Origin of the sequence: Clostridium sp. CF012 (genome assembly GCF_018861755.1) — a bacterium.
Taxonomy (GTDB): domain Bacteria; phylum Bacillota; class Clostridia; order Clostridiales; family Clostridiaceae; genus Clostridium_AD.
In genome coordinates, this window is record NZ_JAHLEF010000011.1 from 26433 (window position 1) to 43671 (window position 17239).

Annotated in this window: 19 protein-coding genes; 12 read left to right on the forward strand and 7 right to left on the reverse strand. The window is 29.9% G+C overall.

Annotation, left to right across the window (positions count from 1 at the left end; translation table 11 throughout):
- Nucleotides 1-87: 87 nt before the first annotated feature.
- The 4 genes from KPL50_RS11985 to KPL50_RS12000 form a co-directional block, all read right to left on the reverse strand.
- The gene (locus KPL50_RS11985; RefSeq protein ID WP_253200589.1) at nt 88-1380 is read right to left on the reverse strand and encodes a HAMP domain-containing sensor histidine kinase; all 1293 of its coding nucleotides are present in this window, start codon (nt 1378-1380) and stop codon (nt 88-90) included.
- 181 nt (nt 1381-1561) lie between these two features.
- Nucleotides 1562-2245, reverse strand: coding sequence for a response regulator transcription factor (locus KPL50_RS11990; protein WP_216298709.1), 684 nt, complete (start codon nt 2243-2245; stop codon nt 1562-1564).
- A gap of 212 nt (nt 2246-2457) precedes the next feature.
- On the reverse strand, nt 2458-2919 hold the full coding sequence (locus KPL50_RS11995; protein WP_216298710.1) for a DUF4342 domain-containing protein: 462 nt from the start codon (nt 2917-2919) through the stop codon (nt 2458-2460).
- 232 nt (nt 2920-3151) lie between these two features.
- Nucleotides 3152-3727, reverse strand: coding sequence for a DNA-3-methyladenine glycosylase I (locus KPL50_RS12000; protein ID WP_216298711.1), 576 nt, complete (start codon nt 3725-3727; stop codon nt 3152-3154).
- 313 nt (nt 3728-4040) lie between these two features.
- Here KPL50_RS12000 and KPL50_RS12005 point away from each other — a divergent pair, with 313 nt between their 5' ends.
- From KPL50_RS12005 to KPL50_RS12040, 8 genes are all read left to right on the forward strand, one after another.
- Nucleotides 4041-4421, forward strand: coding sequence for a hypothetical protein (locus KPL50_RS12005; protein ID WP_216298712.1), 381 nt, complete (start codon nt 4041-4043; stop codon nt 4419-4421).
- A 210-nt stretch (nt 4422-4631) separates the two neighbouring features.
- Complete coding sequence (locus KPL50_RS12010; RefSeq protein ID WP_216298713.1) at nt 4632-6077, forward strand: DEAD/DEAH box helicase; 1446 nt, start codon at nt 4632-4634, stop codon at nt 6075-6077.
- A 228-nt stretch (nt 6078-6305) separates the two neighbouring features.
- A complete protein-coding gene (locus KPL50_RS12015; RefSeq protein ID WP_216298714.1) occupies nt 6306-7097 on the forward strand; it encodes a methyl-accepting chemotaxis protein in 792 nt (263 codons plus the stop codon).
- Between the two features lie 156 nt (nt 7098-7253).
- The gene (locus KPL50_RS12020; protein ID WP_216298715.1) at nt 7254-8243 is read left to right on the forward strand and encodes a hypothetical protein; all 990 of its coding nucleotides are present in this window, start codon (nt 7254-7256) and stop codon (nt 8241-8243) included.
- Nucleotides 8212-8883, forward strand: coding sequence for a hypothetical protein (locus KPL50_RS12025; RefSeq protein ID WP_216298716.1), 672 nt, complete (start codon nt 8212-8214; stop codon nt 8881-8883). Before KPL50_RS12020 ends, KPL50_RS12025 begins: the two co-directional genes overlap by 32 nt.
- Nucleotides 8867-9883, forward strand: coding sequence for a DUF4350 domain-containing protein (locus tag KPL50_RS12030; protein ID WP_216298717.1), 1017 nt, complete (start codon nt 8867-8869; stop codon nt 9881-9883). Before KPL50_RS12025 ends, KPL50_RS12030 begins: the two co-directional genes overlap by 17 nt.
- Nucleotides 9844-10809 carry a MoxR family ATPase gene (locus tag KPL50_RS12035; RefSeq protein ID WP_216298718.1) on the forward strand — a complete coding sequence of 322 codons (966 nt, stop codon included), beginning with the start codon at nt 9844-9846 and terminating at the stop codon, nt 10807-10809. Before KPL50_RS12030 ends, KPL50_RS12035 begins: the two co-directional genes overlap by 40 nt.
- A gap of 16 nt (nt 10810-10825) precedes the next feature.
- Nucleotides 10826-12139: a DUF58 domain-containing protein gene (locus KPL50_RS12040; protein ID WP_216298719.1), complete on the forward strand. Its 1314-nt coding sequence runs from the start codon at nt 10826-10828 to the stop codon at nt 12137-12139.
- Between the two features lie 35 nt (nt 12140-12174).
- Here KPL50_RS12040 and KPL50_RS12045 read toward each other — a convergent pair whose 3' ends face one another.
- A complete protein-coding gene (locus tag KPL50_RS12045) occupies nt 12175-13128 on the reverse strand; it encodes a stage II sporulation protein M (RefSeq protein ID WP_216298720.1) in 954 nt (317 codons plus the stop codon).
- A 92-nt stretch (nt 13129-13220) separates the two neighbouring features.
- On the opposite strand from KPL50_RS12045, the gene KPL50_RS12050 reads away from it, so the two are divergent.
- Nucleotides 13221-13913, forward strand: a complete 693-nt coding sequence (locus tag KPL50_RS12050) for an RDD family protein (protein ID WP_216298721.1) — start codon at nt 13221-13223, stop codon at nt 13911-13913.
- Nucleotides 13914-14032: 119 nt separating this feature from the next.
- Here the strand turns inward: KPL50_RS12050 and KPL50_RS12055 are convergent, their stop codons facing one another.
- Entirely contained in the window at nt 14033-14662 is a 630-nt protein-coding gene (locus tag KPL50_RS12055; protein WP_216298722.1) for a DUF975 family protein, read from the reverse strand.
- Nucleotides 14663-15055: 393 nt separating this feature from the next.
- On the opposite strand from KPL50_RS12055, the gene KPL50_RS12060 reads away from it, so the two are divergent.
- Nucleotides 15056-15382, forward strand: a complete 327-nt coding sequence (locus KPL50_RS12060; RefSeq protein WP_216298723.1) for a hypothetical protein — start codon at nt 15056-15058, stop codon at nt 15380-15382.
- A gap of 74 nt (nt 15383-15456) precedes the next feature.
- On the opposite strand, the gene KPL50_RS12065 is transcribed toward KPL50_RS12060, so the two are convergent.
- A complete protein-coding gene (locus KPL50_RS12065) occupies nt 15457-16155 on the reverse strand; it encodes a cyclic nucleotide-binding domain-containing protein (RefSeq protein ID WP_216298724.1) in 699 nt (232 codons plus the stop codon).
- A 194-nt stretch (nt 16156-16349) separates the two neighbouring features.
- Between KPL50_RS12065 and KPL50_RS12070 the strand changes: the two genes are divergently transcribed.
- Together KPL50_RS12070 and KPL50_RS12075 are read left to right on the forward strand one after the other, a co-directional pair.
- Nucleotides 16350-16772 (forward strand): DMT family transporter, encoded by a 423-nt coding sequence (locus KPL50_RS12070; protein ID WP_216298725.1) that lies wholly within the window; start codon nt 16350-16352, stop codon nt 16770-16772.
- Between the two features lie 16 nt (nt 16773-16788).
- The gene (locus tag KPL50_RS12075; RefSeq protein WP_216298726.1) at nt 16789-17235 is read left to right on the forward strand and encodes a DMT family transporter; all 447 of its coding nucleotides are present in this window, start codon (nt 16789-16791) and stop codon (nt 17233-17235) included.
- Nucleotides 17236-17239: the final 4 nt, after the last annotated feature.

A 17239-nucleotide genomic window follows, 5' to 3' on the forward strand; every position in this document is an offset into this window, starting at 1 on the left:
ATAAACTTTAAAAATTAATCTTCAAAGTTTATTCAGCTTATATACAAAAAAGCAGCACTGCATGAAACGGCAGTGCTGCTTTTTCAATTATCCGGTGTTTTTCATAGGAAGCCCAATTGTTATCTTTGTGCCAATTTCTGGTCTGCTTTCAACTATAATGGAGCCGTTATGCTTGCCAATAATCCATTTTGCTATAGATAAACCAAGTCCTGTTCCACCACTTTCTTTTGTTCTTGACTTATCACATCTATAAAATCTATTAAAAATATAGGGAAGATCTTCTTTAGAAATACCTATTCCTGTATCTGTAATTTCAATCATTAGATTCTTCTTTTTAATATAACTATTTAACACAATACTTCCACCCTTAGGCGTATACTTTATGCTATTATCTATGAAAACTCTCAGTGCTTGCTTAAGAAGTTTTTTATCAGCATAAATAGAAGCTTGCTGATTTAGAACAGTTTTAATTTCATGGGAAGTATCAATTAGTTTTGTTTCCTTTATAATTTCAGCTACTAGGTCATTAATATAAAAACTTGTTTTTTCGATTTTTTGTGTATTCTTATCACTTCTTGCAAGAAATAAAAGCTTTTCTACTAACTGTTGCATATCGCCCGCTTCGCTCTTAATAGCAGTTATAGATTCCTCTAATACTTCTTTATCATCTTTTCCCCAGCGGTACAACATATTTGCATAGCCTTGAATTACAGCTATTGGGGTTCGAAGCTCATGAGAAGCATCCGATACAAATTGGTTTTGCTGTTCATAGGAAGTTTGAATACCATCCAGCATTTTATTAATAGTTTCAGCTAAATCCTTTAGTTCATCATGGGAAATACTAACATTTAATCTAGTATCTAAGGCATTAATTGAAATAGCTTTTGTGATTTTTGTCATGTCTTTAATAGGTAGAAGCATTTTTTTACTGGCTTTAGATCCAGCACCTAATGTAACCATTAAAGAGAATATGTTTACAAAGAAAATAATTAAAGCAAAAATACCCCAATATTCATTTTCTTTTTTTAGGCTTTTAGAAAATTGAAGGAAAAAGGTTTTATTATTTTGGGTAAGCTTAGTACTAACAAAAATAAATTGCTGGTTTATTTCATTAATAACAGGATAAGTTGAGGTATCTTTATTAAAAGATACCTTTGTTTTATCCTTTTGGGTAGAATAAACTAGATTTTCACTTTTATCAAAAACACTTAAGGTCACATATTCTAAATTGGAAAAAATATTCACATTAAAATTCTGAATATCACCGTCTAATTTAGCATAATTAATAGCTACTGAACTATATCTAGTAAGTTCACCCCGAGCGTCGTTTAGTAGGAAAAAACGAAAACCTATAATTAAACCAACACTTAATAAAAACATTATAATAGAAAAAATCAGTGTATATACTGCAGTCATTTTAAAACTAATTGAAAATCTTAACCCTTTATGAATTGTGTTAGTTAGTTTCTTTAATAACTTTGGTATAAAAATAAGTGCTATTCTTATTGACCTTAAGAGAAATCGCAAATATTGCCATATAAGCTTAGAGATAAATTTAGAATTATTCATCTTTTAAAAGATATCCCACCCCTCGCAGCGTATAAATAAATTTCCTGTTGAATCTATCATCTATTTTACTTCTTAAATATCTAATGTAAACATCTACTACATTAGTATCACCCATATATTCATAGCCCCATACTACATCTATAATTTTATTTCTAGTAAGAACAATATTTTTATTTTCAATTAGGTATTTAAGTAGATCAAATTCTGTTTTAGTTAGTTCTATAGAGTTAGTTTTAAAGGTAACCATATGTCCATCTAAGTCTAAGGACAATTCTCCTACAGATAATATATTAGTGATTTCTTTAAATACAGGTGCTTTTTTTAAGGCTGTTCTTATTCTTGCTAGTAATTCCTCAATAGCAAAAGGCTTAGTCATATAGTCATCTGCACCTATGTCAAGACCCATAACTTTATCCATTATCTCATCTTTCGCGGTAAGCATTATAACTGGAACGGCAGACACTTGTCTTAGTCTTCTTAATACTTCGAGACCGTTTAGTGAAGGTAGCATAACATCAAGAATTATTATATCAAAAATCTCGTTAATGGCTCTATATAAACCCTCACGTCCGTCATGAGATTGATAAACGCTATACCCCTCATAGGTTAATTCCAATTCAAGAAATCGTGCTATTTTTATTTCATCCTCAATTATTAAAATTTTTTGTCCACTCATATATACATTAACCCCCAAAATATATTTTATCAACCACCCAACTCTCGCACATGATTTTTCTAAGCAGTACATAGGAAAAGTATGTGCGAAAGTTGGGTTAATAACCATAGGTTTATTATATATTATTTTATATATAATTGCAGACAATCCGCTTTATATTGTTACTGTTATAAAAAAACAACCTACATAGTTAAAATGTAGGTTACTAGGCATTATTCAGTTTTCATTTCTTCTGTAATTTTTGTAGTTACCTTATTTATAGCAACGGACATTTTATCGAAAATTTTGTTTACTTCTAGATCTTCACTATTTTTCTTTTGAATTCTTATTTTATGGTTAGTTGCTAGTGCAAGTATTATGGCTACAATTGCTAAGGGAGTAGCTGCTATAGATATTATAACACCTAGCGTTACAGAAATATTTAATACAACATTATCATCCTTTTTAACTATTAATTTTGTTTCGTTGCCTTTTTTAATAAGTTTTTTTACACTCTTAAAGAATTTACTCTCGCTAGAAGATAACTCCTCTGGTTTAATCTTGTTTTGTTTTTCAAGATATACTAGTGCTTCTATAAGGTTTCCTGCATTTTGTTCTAAGGCGTTTTTAGCATCCTCATAGCTTACATTAGCTCTTTTTCTTAACTCATCAATTTGTTCTAAATTTATTGACATTTAAATTCCTCCTAATTTTTATTTGGGTTGTATAAGAATTATTTGTTTTCTATGTTTTTATTATATAATGCACGTATTAAAGCATTATTAGTAGGAGATTAGAATTGCATTAGAAATTTCTTTACTCAAGTAATATAAACAAAAGAAAATAGTTCTTAATTTGATTTAATATCTCATTAAGAACTATTTTACTATTTTTGTTGAATGAAAGGGTTACTCATTTTCACCACAATTATTCACTCTTAACTGTCAAGTCATCAGTGTATCTAAAGCAGCTTGTAATATGGTCATTTATTATGCCTATAGCTTGGAGATGGGCGTACGTTATGGTTGAACCCAAGAACTTAAAACCACGTTTTTTTAAATCCTTGCTAACCTTATCCGACAATTCAGAGGTTGCGGGCACATTTGTAATACTATCCCAATGGTTAATTATAGGACTATTATTCACGAAACCCCATATGTAAGCGTCAAAGCTACCAAATTCCTCTTGAATTTTAATAAACCTTACAGCATTATTTATAGAAGCGGCTATTTTAAGTTTATTCCTAATAATGCCTTCATTTTGTAAAAGCTCTATTATTTTTTCACTATCGTATTGTGCTACTTTATTAAAATCAAAATCATCATAGGCTTTTCTATAGTTTTCTCTTTTTCTAAGTATGGTAATCCAGCTAAGTCCTGCCTGAGCAGATTCAAGGATAAGAAATTCAAAATGTTTTCTATCTTGATGAACGGGTACCCCCCATTCCTCATCATGGTATTTCATATAAAGTGGGTCAATTCCACACCAATCGCATCTATTCATTTTCTACACCCCTTTCAAATGTTTTTAAATTATTTACAATTATTATTAACAAATACCCTTACTATATAATATTATAATATATAATATAGATTATATTATATATTATAACCCATTTGTAAAACTAATTGTAAATTTATAATAAACACCATCTTAATTATGAATCTGATTTATTAGTACATATATCAACGTATAAACTTATATTCGCAATATATTCAAGTGATATATGTATCCTTAAAAGTCATAAATAACTTATAAATCAGTATTAGTGTGTATTGTTATGTTGTAAATTTATACAAAAAAGGAGTTTTATAAAATGAGTAAAGATGAAAAAGATAATAAACTAAATTGTTCAAGAAATAATAACAATGAATGTGATTGTGATTTATGCTCTACTGTTAATGTAGATCCAGTAGATATAGAAAAACATGGTGCCAAATTATTGACCACAAGAATACAAGTAAATAACGTATGTTTTGGAAAAACCGTATCAGTTGCATGCATTATATATGATAATTCTCATAGAATACTTGCTTTTAGAGGTTTTACTACCAGGCTATGCAAAGAAGATGCATGTGCTAATAATGCATGTGGTACTATTACTCGTAAACTAGTGTTTGTGCTACCGGCTGATATTGAAGACCCAGAAGATTTAGATATTCGTTGTGCTGCAAATTATATATATCCTTGTGAGTAAAATAAGTATTTACCTATAGAAAGGGATAATGAAGACATTCATTATTCCTTTCTTATTTAAATTAGGCACATGCAAATAAATAAATTTGTCCTATATTAAAATTTATAATAGAAATTATGTAATTAATCATGGTATAATATAAACTTATGAATTGAAAATATATTTAAGTTATGCTTAAAAATTATATATGAAACAAGAGAGGAAGTTAAAATGAGTAACGTAAAATTTGAGGAATTTAATATTAGTGAAGAGATAATAAAAGCAATTGTTAATTTAGGGTATATAAACCCTTCAGAGGTGCAAGCTGCAGTAATACCTATAGCTCTAAAAGGTAAAGATATCATAGTAAAATCACAAACAGGTAGTGGAAAAACAGCAGCTTTTGCTATTCCACTTTGTGAAAGTGCAGATATAGAGGAAACAGAGCCTCAAGCACTAATATTAACTCCTACTAGAGAACTTGCCCTTCAAGTAAGTCAGGATATAACACAAATCGGTAGGTATAAAAAGATTAGAGCTATAGCTGTTTTTGGAAAACAACCTATAGCAATGCAAGTAAAACAGTTAAAGCAAAGGGTGCACGTAGTAGTTGGTACGCCTGGAAGAACCTTAGATCATATCGAAAGAGGTACTATTAATCTAGCTAAGGTGAAATATTTAATATTAGACGAAGCAGATGAAATGCTTAGCATGGGATTTATAGAACAAGTAGAAGAGGTTATTAAGGCTGTTCCTAAAAATAGAGTTACTATGTTATTCTCAGCCACAATACCAGAATCTATTGAAGCAATTTGTATTAAATACATGGTGAATCCCGTTAAAATAGAAATAAACCCTGAGAATTTAACCGTTGATAAAATTGATCAAGTTTGCTATGAAGTAGAGGAAGATAAGAAATTCAGTGCGCTTAAAAGAATACTTTATATTGAAAGTCCAGATTCTTGCATAGTATTTTGTAGAACAAAAGAAAATGTTGATGCAATAACTGCTCAAATGAAAAATCGTTATTATTCATGTATTAAGATACATGGAGGAATGCTTCAAAATGATAGATTAGATGCAATGGAAAGATTTAAAAAAGGTGAATTTAGATTCTTAGTGGCTACAGATGTTGCTGCTAGAGGAATTGATGTGGAAAACATAACTCATATTATAAATTATGATTTACCACTAGAAATAGGTAATTACGTGCATAGAATCGGTAGAACAGGACGTGCCGGAAAAAAAGGAAAAGCTATAACCTTTGCCACTCATTATGAAAATAAATTTTTAAAAGCAATACAGCAGTATATTGGTATGGAGATACCTAAAGCGGTAGTTCCATCTAAGGAAGAATCAGAGCCGTACAGACAGGCATTTTACGAAAAACATGATACTAAGCCTATTCTTAAAAAGACTAAAGCATCTAATTTTAGCAGTGATATAATGAAATTGTATCTCAGTGCAGGTAAAAAGAAAAAGATAAGAACTGTAGATATTGTAGGAACTATTTGCAATATTGAGGGAGTAAGTGCTGAGGATATAGGAATTATAGATATTCAAGATAATTTCTCTCATGTAGATATTATGGGAGGAAAGGGCACGCTAGTATTAGAAACCCTTAAAAATGGGACAATAAAGGGAAAAGCTATTAGGGTAGAAAAAGCAAATAAATAGTAATTACTATCTACCTTTAGTGGATACATGTAATGAACGATAAGGCAGATAGGTATATTATCTGCCTTATCTATTGAAGAAAAATAACTAATGATTATTTGAAAAAATTAATATGGTTTATATTGAGAATAAAATGTTTACATGTTACAATAATATAAGATTTTACTAAAATTATATATAAAAAATTATGTTATTTTGTAAAAATTCGTTGAGAAAAGAGGGGTTCTTTTGAATATTGTAATCGTTGGCGCTGGCACAGGTGGGTGTGAAATATTAAGTTCACTAATTCATTTAGAAGATATAAAAATTGAAATGATTATTGACAAAAATTTAAATGCTCCAGGAGTGGAATTGGCTAAGACTTTGAAAATTGCTTTTTCGCAAAATGTAGAAGATATTAATGCAAACAAAACAGATATTATTATTGAAGTTACTGGTAATGAGAATTTAAGAAACATTTTAAAAGAAAAGTTCGAAAATAAATGCACAATAATTGATTCAAAATCAGCGCTTTTGTTGAGTATGCTAGTTAAAAAGGATGCACAGAGAGTTGAAAAAATAAATAAAGACATAAACATTATTAAAGGCACTTCAGAAATAATTCAAAGTGAATTAAATGATATATCTTCCTCGGTAAATAGTATTCACGATGTTAGTACTAATTTAATGAACTCAATAAATTTATCTAAACAACATATAGCAGAAAGCGATAAGATTATTAAGTATTTTAACGATATATCCAAACAAACAAAAATTTTAGGAATTAACGCATCTATTGAGTCAGCGAGAGCCGGAGAACATGGTAAAGGTTTCTCTGTGGTTGCTATGGAAGTCCAAAAATTAGCAAACAACAGTGGAGAATTTGCAAAAGAAATAAACGTTATATTGACAAAATTATCAAAGGAAATAACAAATATAAATAGTGAAATTAACAATATTGATAAGCAATCTGGTATCCAAATAGCAGCATCAAAAAAAGTTAATATTGCTGTGAATAAATTAGTAGATGAAACTGCTTAATGATAATCTATCTTCTAGTATATGGATACTAATAAATAGTAGGTCAAACCAAGTTGGACATGCTGAAAGGACAACTTGGTTTTTATTTTATGAATTAGAGGCTAATATTTCTAGTTTATCAAATTTGTAGTAAATATTTTTGAAAGGAGATGTGGCATGAGCACAATGAGTCTTACAGAAATAATGGATAAAGCTATAGAAGCTTTAAAAAAATACATAAAAACAATAATTACTTTTAATCTTGCCTACGGGGTGCTGTGTTTTATTGGAATCATTGGGGCAATTATTGTAGGAGGCGTTTTAGTAGCAATAGCTCTAGGACTTAATTTAAGCCCTGCACTACTTGTAATTCTTTCTTCAATAATAGGTATAGGAATTTTTACTTTTATAATGAGTTTTAAGATAGGATTAATTAAGATATCTAGTCAAGAATTCTTGGAGGTTAGAATTTATGCAAGTCAGGCTGTTGGTGCCTCTTTTAAAAATTTTTTTGCGGTTTTAGGAGTTATATTAATGGAAATGGTATTATTTCTTCCTATTCTTGGCGTTTTTGCTGCTATAGGCTACGTATTTTATAATAGATTACAGCAACCATTGCTATGGTTTGGAATGTATGATAACTATGGAATAAGTACAATAATTCTAATGATTATATTTGCATTACTTCTGATTATATCTGTTCTAGCTTATATCACTATATTCTCTTTTTCATTTCATGCAGTGGCTTTAGAAAACAAAGGAGTCTTTGCTGCATTAAAACGTAGTTATAATCTTATCAAAGGAGATTACTTTAAAATACTAGGATGTACTATCTTATTCAACTTAAGTGTATATGCAATTATATATTCCCTTCAAAGTTTTTTTGGAGTAGTGGCTAGCGTAGTTTTTATGATTTTAGAGTTCTTAAATATTCAACAGGATTTTATGAGCTTTGCTACTATGGCATATAATTATTCCTCATGGCCTATTAGCATTTTATCATGGCTAGTTATATCTCCCATAGGGACAATCATGTTAACCTACTTATATTATAACCAGAGATTTAAAAAAGAAGGCTATGATATTACACTAAGGCTTAATAAAATACAAAAGTGTGAAGAAAAGGAGCAGTTGTGTGAAAGTACTCAGTATAATGACTCCATCTAACAAAGAGTTTGATACAACCATTAATAATATACTTCAAGGCTCTGAATATAAACATTTAAAAAATAATTTATTAGATTTTATTACAAAAATTAAGGAGAGTGTAAGTCAGTGGATAGTTAAAATGATAAAAAAAACTATTTCAAACATATCATCTCCAGATTCTGTATCAAATAATTTAGCTAATATATTAACAATTATTGGATTATTATTGATTTTTATAATAGTGGTGATAATAATTGTAAAAGCATGCAAAACCTTTGAAAGAAAATCAAGAATTAAAGAGATTTTAGGAGAAAAAATCAGTAACAAAACCACTCCAAGCAGTTTAAGAAGTACAGCAAAGGAATTTGGAGAAAAGGGAGATTTTAGAGGAGCTATTAGATATGATTTTATTGCTATTCTGCTGCTCATGCATGAAAAGAATATTATCTACCTTGATGAAACTAAAACCAATGAAGAAATTTATCAATATTTAAAGAAAAATAAATTTACTATGTCCTTAATATTTGAGTATATAATAAATGACTTTAATTCATCCTGGTATGGGCATCAGGTTTATAATAGGGAAACTTATGATAAGGCTTTCCAAAACATTAATCTGATTTGGAATGAGGTGATAGCTTATGAAGAAAAAAACTAATAAGGATTTAATATTATTTATTTTAATTGTTCCTGTATTCCTTTTTTTAGCCTTTTATATCTCTTATAGAATGGAAAAAAGCCAGCCCTCATATTCTGTAGTAAATAAGTCTAAAATGGGATATAGTGTGTTTTATGAAGCCTTAAAGCAACTTGATTATCCAGTGGAAAAAGCATTAGTGACCCTGAATGAGTACCAAAACAATAGTATACAGATAATACCACCTGGAGGAAAATTTAATATAAATAACCAGGAGGTAAAGCAATGGGTAGAAAAGGGTGGAATATTGATTTATCTTACCCCAGAGAGCGAGCCAAACATTGGATACGCAGCGCCAGTAGAGACAAAAGGGAATATAAAACAATATATATATCATAAGGGTAGAATAATAAATGTTGATGCAGATTTTATGACAAATAAAACACTTATTAAAGATACTACTCCTGCATATGAACTACTTAAAGAAATAAGCAAATTATCCTATGAAAAAATATACTTTAACGAATCCTATTTGTTTTCAGCAGCTAGTACCAAATCACTGTGGGATGCAGCGCCTATAGAAATAAAATATATAATGTATCAAATAATTATAGCTTTAGCAGCATTCTTTTATTATAAGGGAAAAGGGTTTGGAAAAAACATACCACTATATGAAGAGGTAGAAAGAAGTGAAAATGAGTACCTGTATTCAGCTGCTTCTGTTTATAGGCAAGCTAAATGTTATGATTTAATAGTGGATAACTATTATAAGAACTTTTTAAAAGGATTTGCGGGTGTGGGGAGTAGTGAAGACTGGTTAGAGTATTGGGAAAAAGAGAAGATACCATCTCTAAATCAAGCTAGAAGTGTTTATGAATTTATGAAATATAAAAAAAACAAAATTAGGCCAAAAGAATACATTAAAATAGTAACTATGATAGAACATCTTAATAATATTTTGGATAAAAGGAGCGATACGAATTGGAAAACCTTGAAAAAGACACTACACGAAAACTTGTAGAAAAGATAAATTTAGAATTAAAGAAAGTTATAGTAGAGCAGGATGAACTAATTGAATACTCATTAATAAGCTTATTTTCTGGGGGCCATGTGCTACTAGAAGGATTTCCAGGTGTTGCAAAGACTTTGATGGTAAGAGCACTATCTAAGACACTCTCAGTGGATTTTAAAAGGATTCAGTTTACACCAGATTTAATGCCATCAGACGTAACAGGTACAAAGGTATTTAACATGCAAACAAGGGAATTTGAACTTAAAAAAGGTCCTATTTTTACAAACTTTATTTTAGCAGACGAAATTAATCGTACTCCTCCGAAAACACAGGCAGGATTACTTGAAGCAATGTCTGAGAGCACTGTTTCAATTGATGGAGAGATGTTTGCCCTAAAGGCACCTTTTATGATATTCGCAACGCAAAATCCACTAGAGTATGAAGGCACTTATTCACTGCCAGAAGCACTTGTAGATAGGTTTATGATGAAAATCATAATTGATTATCCTTCAACTGTTGCAGAAAAAGAAATTCTAAGGCGCCACAATGATGGATTTTCAAATATAGATTTAGATAAGTGTAATTTACAAAGGGTTTGTAATGCAGAAGATATATTAAAATGCAAAGACGAAATTCAAAAGGTTAAAGTAGATGAAGCTCTTATGGAATACATAGTGAATATTGTCTATGAAACTAGAAATAATCCTATTATTGAAATCGGAAGTTCCCCTAGAGGAAGTATTGCACTTCTTCAGTGTTCTAAAGCTTGTGCTGCTATTTGTGGTCGTGATTACGTAATTCCTGAGGATATAAAAAAAATGGCAATACCAACACTAATGCACCGTATAACTTTAAAGCCAGAATTAGAGCTTGAGGGGATTATGCCAAAACAGGTACTTATAGATATACTGTCTAAAGTAAAAGTACCTAGATAGAGAGTGGGGGATAGCATTGGGTATTACTAAGCAATTTGTATATTTGTTATGTGGTGGGATTGTGCTTCTTATATTAGCACTATTTTTAAAAAATTCCTTTACAATGCTAATAATTTATAATCTAATATGTGCGGCACTGCTAATAATTGATTACTTTATTTCCATAGATGAAAGGGATATAACACTTTTGCGGAACGGTGATGATAAGTTGTCAATATATGAAAGTGGAGCTATAAGTATTCAAGTTTTTAATAAGAGTAATTATGCACTTTATTTGGAGATTAAGGATGAAATTCCAGATTTTCATTTTGAAACTGAAACTGCTACAATGAAAGGTAGGGTTATGCCTAGGGAAAAGACTGATTTTAAATACATGGTATATCCTACTAAGCGTGGAGCCTTTACTTTTGAAAATATTCATGTTAAATGTGAAGGAAGATTGAAGCTTTGTACAAAGATTTTCAAGGTAGTGATCCCTGGGGATTATAAGGTTTACCCCAACATGGAAAACCTTCGCAAATACAGGCTTAACATGTGTAACAACAGATCCTTTAAGCAGGGTCAAAAGACATTAAAAACTATTGGGAAGGGTACATCCTTTGAAAGTTTAAGAGAATATGTAGCAGGTGATGAGTATAGAAAAATCAACTGGAAGGCAACGGCTAGAGGGGATAAACCAATATTAAATCAATATGAACCTGAAAAAGATCAGCATGTTCATATATTAATTGATACCGGGCGGGCTATGAGTTATAGCGTTAGAGGTTTTAGAAAGCTTGATTTAGTTGTTAATACAGCGCTAGTACTCTCAGATATAGTTAATCAAAATGGTGATAAGTCAGGACTCATGGTATTTAATACCAAAGTAGACAATATGATAATCCCTGGTAAAGGACCTGGACATAGAGGCAAAATCATGGAGGCTCTTTACCACATTGATAATACTAATCAAACTTCTAACTATGAGGTCGCTTTTTATTACTTAAAAAAGAAGGAGCGTCATAGAAGTATTGTATTCTTTTTTACAGATTTTAATACAGTAGAGGAAACAGAAAGTATACTTAAAGTTCTACCAGCTATTTCAAAGAATAATCTAGTGGTAATTATTCTTATAAAAAATGAAAGCATAGAATTAATAAGTTCATTAAAAATAAAAAACAAAGAGGATTTATTCAATAAAGGTGTTGCTCTAGAAATTATTGATGAAAGACGTAAGATAATAAACCTTTTAAATAGAAAAGGAATCCTTTGTATTGAATGTGCACCGGAAAAATTAGAATACACTGTGGTAAATAAATATATTCAAGTTAAAAACCGCACTTATTTATAAAAAATAGAGAAGTTTGTCCATAAATACAAACTTCTCTAGATATTATTTTTTATCAAGTAAGGAATAGAAAAATATAATATTAATAGTACACCAGATATAGCTGCAAAAATCAGTTTTGATATTTCAGAAATATTCAGTGGCGTAAAGAAACCTTCTATAATTCCTGCAATTACAAGCATAAAGATTACACCAATTATTAGAGAAATAGATTCTTTTGCACCCTTTATAAGTGAATGCCTTCTAGAATAATCGCCAGGAAGTAATATGCTTTTAGCAATTATAAGTCCTGCAGCACCTGAAATAAAGATAGCCGTGAGCTCAATTATTCCATGAGGAAGAATAAGAGACCAATAGTTCATAGGATTACCATAAGTATAAACTAAGGCTGTTAGGGCTCCAAGTAATGCACCGTTAAAAAACAGAACATAGATTGTTCCTATTCCAAGACTTATACCCATAACGAAAGCTTTTAAGGAAACTGAAATATTATTTACCATAATATAACTAGACATTAAGGGATAGTTCCACTGGCCACCTCCGGATTTTCCGCTTTTTATAGTTGCAATTAGATTTTCAGGAAGAAACATACTGGCATTATCAACGTTTACTAGAACTAATAGCATACTGAGTAGAAAACCAACAGCAAAGAAAGAAAAGGAACATATTATAAACCATCTATACTCCTTTAAAAGTCTTGGAAAATCTCGAGCAATGTATTTTAATAAAATGCCTGGGGGTATTTTTTTTACTGGATAAACATGGCTGTGGCATTTATTAATTAGTGAATTTAAATATGACACCACACTGCTACTCGGGTAATGGGTTCTAGCATAAGCTAAATGATGACTGCTTTGCCTAAAAATACTTAGAAATTTTTTTACATCTTTAGAGGGTAGAATTTTAAGGCCCTTTTTATTTATTATTGTGGAGAGTGTTTCAAGCTCTCTCCAAGTATCAGAATTTAATTTAATGAATTGTTCTTCTTTCAATATTTTCACCTCATACTTATTTTATCATATATTGTAAAAGGTGTAGATAATATTTTTTAAAAAGATAATAAAACAAAGGATTGGAGGGTACTATGCAAATAATTAAAATTACAACTCCAGAAAACATAGAAGTTGAATATACACTAGCGGGACTAGGTTCACGAACAGGCGCTGCACTTATTGATATGCTAGTTCAGGGCGGAATGCTGTTGATGCTGGGAATTGCACTACTACTCATAGGAAACTTCTCTCCAAATTTTTGGGAAGAATACTATGGCTGGATTATCGGTGGAACACTACTAGTTTTTGCATTAATAAGTTATGGCTATTTTATAGCAATGGAGCTAAGTATGAATGGCATGACACTGGGTAAAAAAGTTTTTAGAATAAGAACCATAAGAAACAATGGGCAACCTATAACACTTAAGCACTCTGCACTGAGAAATTTATTTAGAGTGTTCCTCGATATTTTTGGTGTAGGTGTGGTATTAATATTTTTTACAAAACAGCATAAGAGAGTTGGCGACTTTGTTGCATCCACTATTGTAGTTGTTGAGGAAAATAAAGCTCGCCCAATTACCTTAGAGGGTCTAAAGGTTATTAATGAGCAATACAGATATCTAATGTCCGCAGAAGAATATGAAATTCTAAGGGATTATGCTGCTCGTAAGAGTAGTATTGGAGATTGTGATTATTTGAAGGAAGAAATAAAAAAATATTTTATGAAAAAATTTGAAACTCAAGTAAGTTTAAATGAATTAGATACTTTTATTGACGGATTGTAAAACCTTCAAAGCTACCAAAAGAGACTTGATGTAGATTAGTATAAAATATTAATCTACATCAAGTCTTTTTTTATTATTGTGCAGGAAAGTATAAATTTATGATTGTATTAGATAAATTGTTAATACATTTCCTTTTGCTGAGTAGTTTTTAAGTTTTCATAGAAGTTTGCAGTAGCACCGTAGACATATGGTGTTAACCACAAATAACCTATTCCAAGTGTTAGTATTCCAAGTAATGCCCAACCTAGGAAAGTTAAATGTAGGCAAAATAGCTTCCATTTAAAGCCTAGCATCATTTCTTTGCTTTTGTTTAAAGCTTCCATTGCGCCTATTTGTGGGTTGTCACTTAATACATAAAATACCATAGAATACCTATAAGCTGCTATTATTCCTGGTATTAAAAGAAGTAATGACCAAAGTAAAACAAATATTGTTATTAATAATTGCGCAATAACAGAAGAAGAAAAGTTTTTGAAACCGTCAAATAAATTTTCAAACATAAAAGATTCATGTCTAACAAGCTTTAAGAAACATGTGTTAAGACCTAATGCTAGTGGGCCACCAATTATTATACCAAAAATCTGGCCAGCGTAAGGATTAAATTTAGAAAAGATAAGACCAGGAGAGCCACATATTATAGAGAATATAAGGCATAATAAAATAGCGGTACCCCAGTTTCCCTTAAGTTGTTCTCTTGCAGAGCGCCTAAGTTCAGAGTTTGTTTTGATAGTTACATTTTCGAATTGCATATGTTGCCCCCTTAAAATAGTAAGTAGTTATTCATTGTTTATTCTGTTAATAAGTAATTAAGACTATATTAAAAAAATAAAAATATATAAAATTTTACAATAAATAATACTTCAACAGATTCATTTTACCACATACAGTTCATATAAACCAGTGAAGTCCCATTATTGTAAGTATAAAACAATGGAATATTTGAATATATTTTACTGATTGTGAAATTATAAAATTTGTTTATAAACCTAATTTAAATATTCTTTAATATGTGTTAGAATATAAAAGTTGTAGGAAAGATTTATTTAAGAGTGACTTTCTTAAAACAAACAACTGGGCAATATTAAGTTATCAATGATAATATAATCAAACCATAATATTACCTGTTAAAAAGGAGAGCTAAAATGAAAACATTTCAGGATTTAGTTAATGAGACTTTAGAGGTCCAAGATTTAGAGGAATTAGAATCAGCAGCAGATTTATTTCAGTTTGGCATTGAAAAAGGACATTATAACAAACGTCAAGCAGATCAATTTAACATTACTTATTGGAAAATGAAAAATAAGTATTTAGCTTATGAAGTTGCCAAAGAAATAAAAGGAAACAAATTAGATATAATTAGCATGGTTACTAGCGCTCCAAACGAGATAAAAGGGAACCCAAAAGAACTTATCAATTATGTGAATGGGCGAGTTAAGGCACTAAAGGGTAAAATGAATGGTATGAAATAGCATTGCTATTTTAGAATAATAAAAAAATGGGTGCATATTGTTATAAGCGATAAGCTTATAACAATATGCACCCATTATTCATATAAATCACCTGCAAGCTCTTCCAAGGCAATTATATTTAGGATGACAATAGAATTTTTTTCTTTTCTTATTATGTTTTCATGGCATAGCTTATTTATGGTTCTAATTAAATGTCTATAGCTTGTTCCAAGCAAATCTGCCATTTCAGTAAATTTATCTGTTATAATGCCTCCATCTAAATTTGAATGTTGACTATTTTCAGGGGCTATTGCAAGAAGATAACTTGATAATCTATTTTCTAGAGGATAAAGGATATTTATCGATGAGGCGATGGAGGAGCTAATAAATTTCTTACCAAGGCTTGTGCACATACATTTTAGAAAAGTTGGGTCATTAATAGCGTATTTTCTTAGATTTTTCATTGATATTCCAATACACAAACATTCGCTAATTGCTTCAATGTTTGAATTAGCTGTGTCACAATTTATAAACTCAACATCTCCAATTATGTTTAGAGGTTTATATAATCTGAAAAGCAAAGATTTTCCGTTTTTCAGAACAGTATAAACCTTTACTTTTCCTTCAACAAAAAAATAAAGATAATCTATGGGTTCGTTAGTTTTTACAATGTGACTACCTTTATCAAAAATATGTAACTCCATATATTTTTTCATGTTTACTCCGAAGAAATCTTCAATATTATATTTTTCTATGTAATTCTCTAATTTAGATTGATCGTATATCCTTTTCATTTGTGGTTCCCCCTTGTTGTTTTCTGTGAAGATAAAAATTATTTCACAATGTACCTAAGTCTTATTATAATTGTTTATTTTATTTTTGTATAATAAATTTGAATAAAATATGACATGTGTCATATAGAAGAATAAGCCTTTATGCTACTCTTATCAAAGAGGCATATGAACAATCAAAGAATGGAGGAAACTAAATGTATAAAGCAGCTGCGGTATTAATAGGAATATTAATTGCTATAATGGTTACTTTTAATGGGGTTTTAGCAAATTATACAGACCAATATAAATCAATATTAATAATTCATGTAGTGGGACTTATTGTTTTAATTATTATTTTATTATTAAAAAAGGAGAAACTCAAGTTTAAAAAAGACATTCCAATTTACTTGTTTAGTGGTGGGTTAATAGGAGTTTTTGTGGTTTTTTTAAATAATGTATGTTTTAATTCCCTTGGAGCTTCCTTAACACTATCCCTTGGGATTTTTGGACAATTAGTATTAGCATGTTTTATAGATCATTATGGTCTATTCGGCTTGAACATTTATAAATTTAATAAGAAAAAGGTTATTGGATTTATTATAATATTATCTGGGCTAATTACAATGATAAGATATTAGAAAGGGGAGGGAAAATATGTTATATATAATTTTAGCGGTTTTCTGTGGCTGTATTACTATAATATCAATGATTATAAATTCACATCTAGCTAAAAAAATAGGGACGCTTCAAGGAACGCTTATAAACTATATTGTAGGATTAAGTACTACTATATTACTTATGATTATAGTAAAAAGTAATTTCAACTTGCCTTATAGTAGTTTTACTAAAATACCATGGTGGGCACTTCTAGGTGGACTACTTGGAGTAGTGGTGGTTGCAAGTTCTAACATTGTACTTCCTAAAATTCCTACAATATATACCACTTTGCTTATATTTATAGGGCAACTATTTACAGGGATACTCATTGATTATTTTAGAGTGGGTTTTATTTCAAAAGGTAAAATTATTGGTGGGTTATTAATTCTTTTAGGATTATTATATAATTCTAATGTTGATAAGAAAGAATTAATTGTACAATAGAATT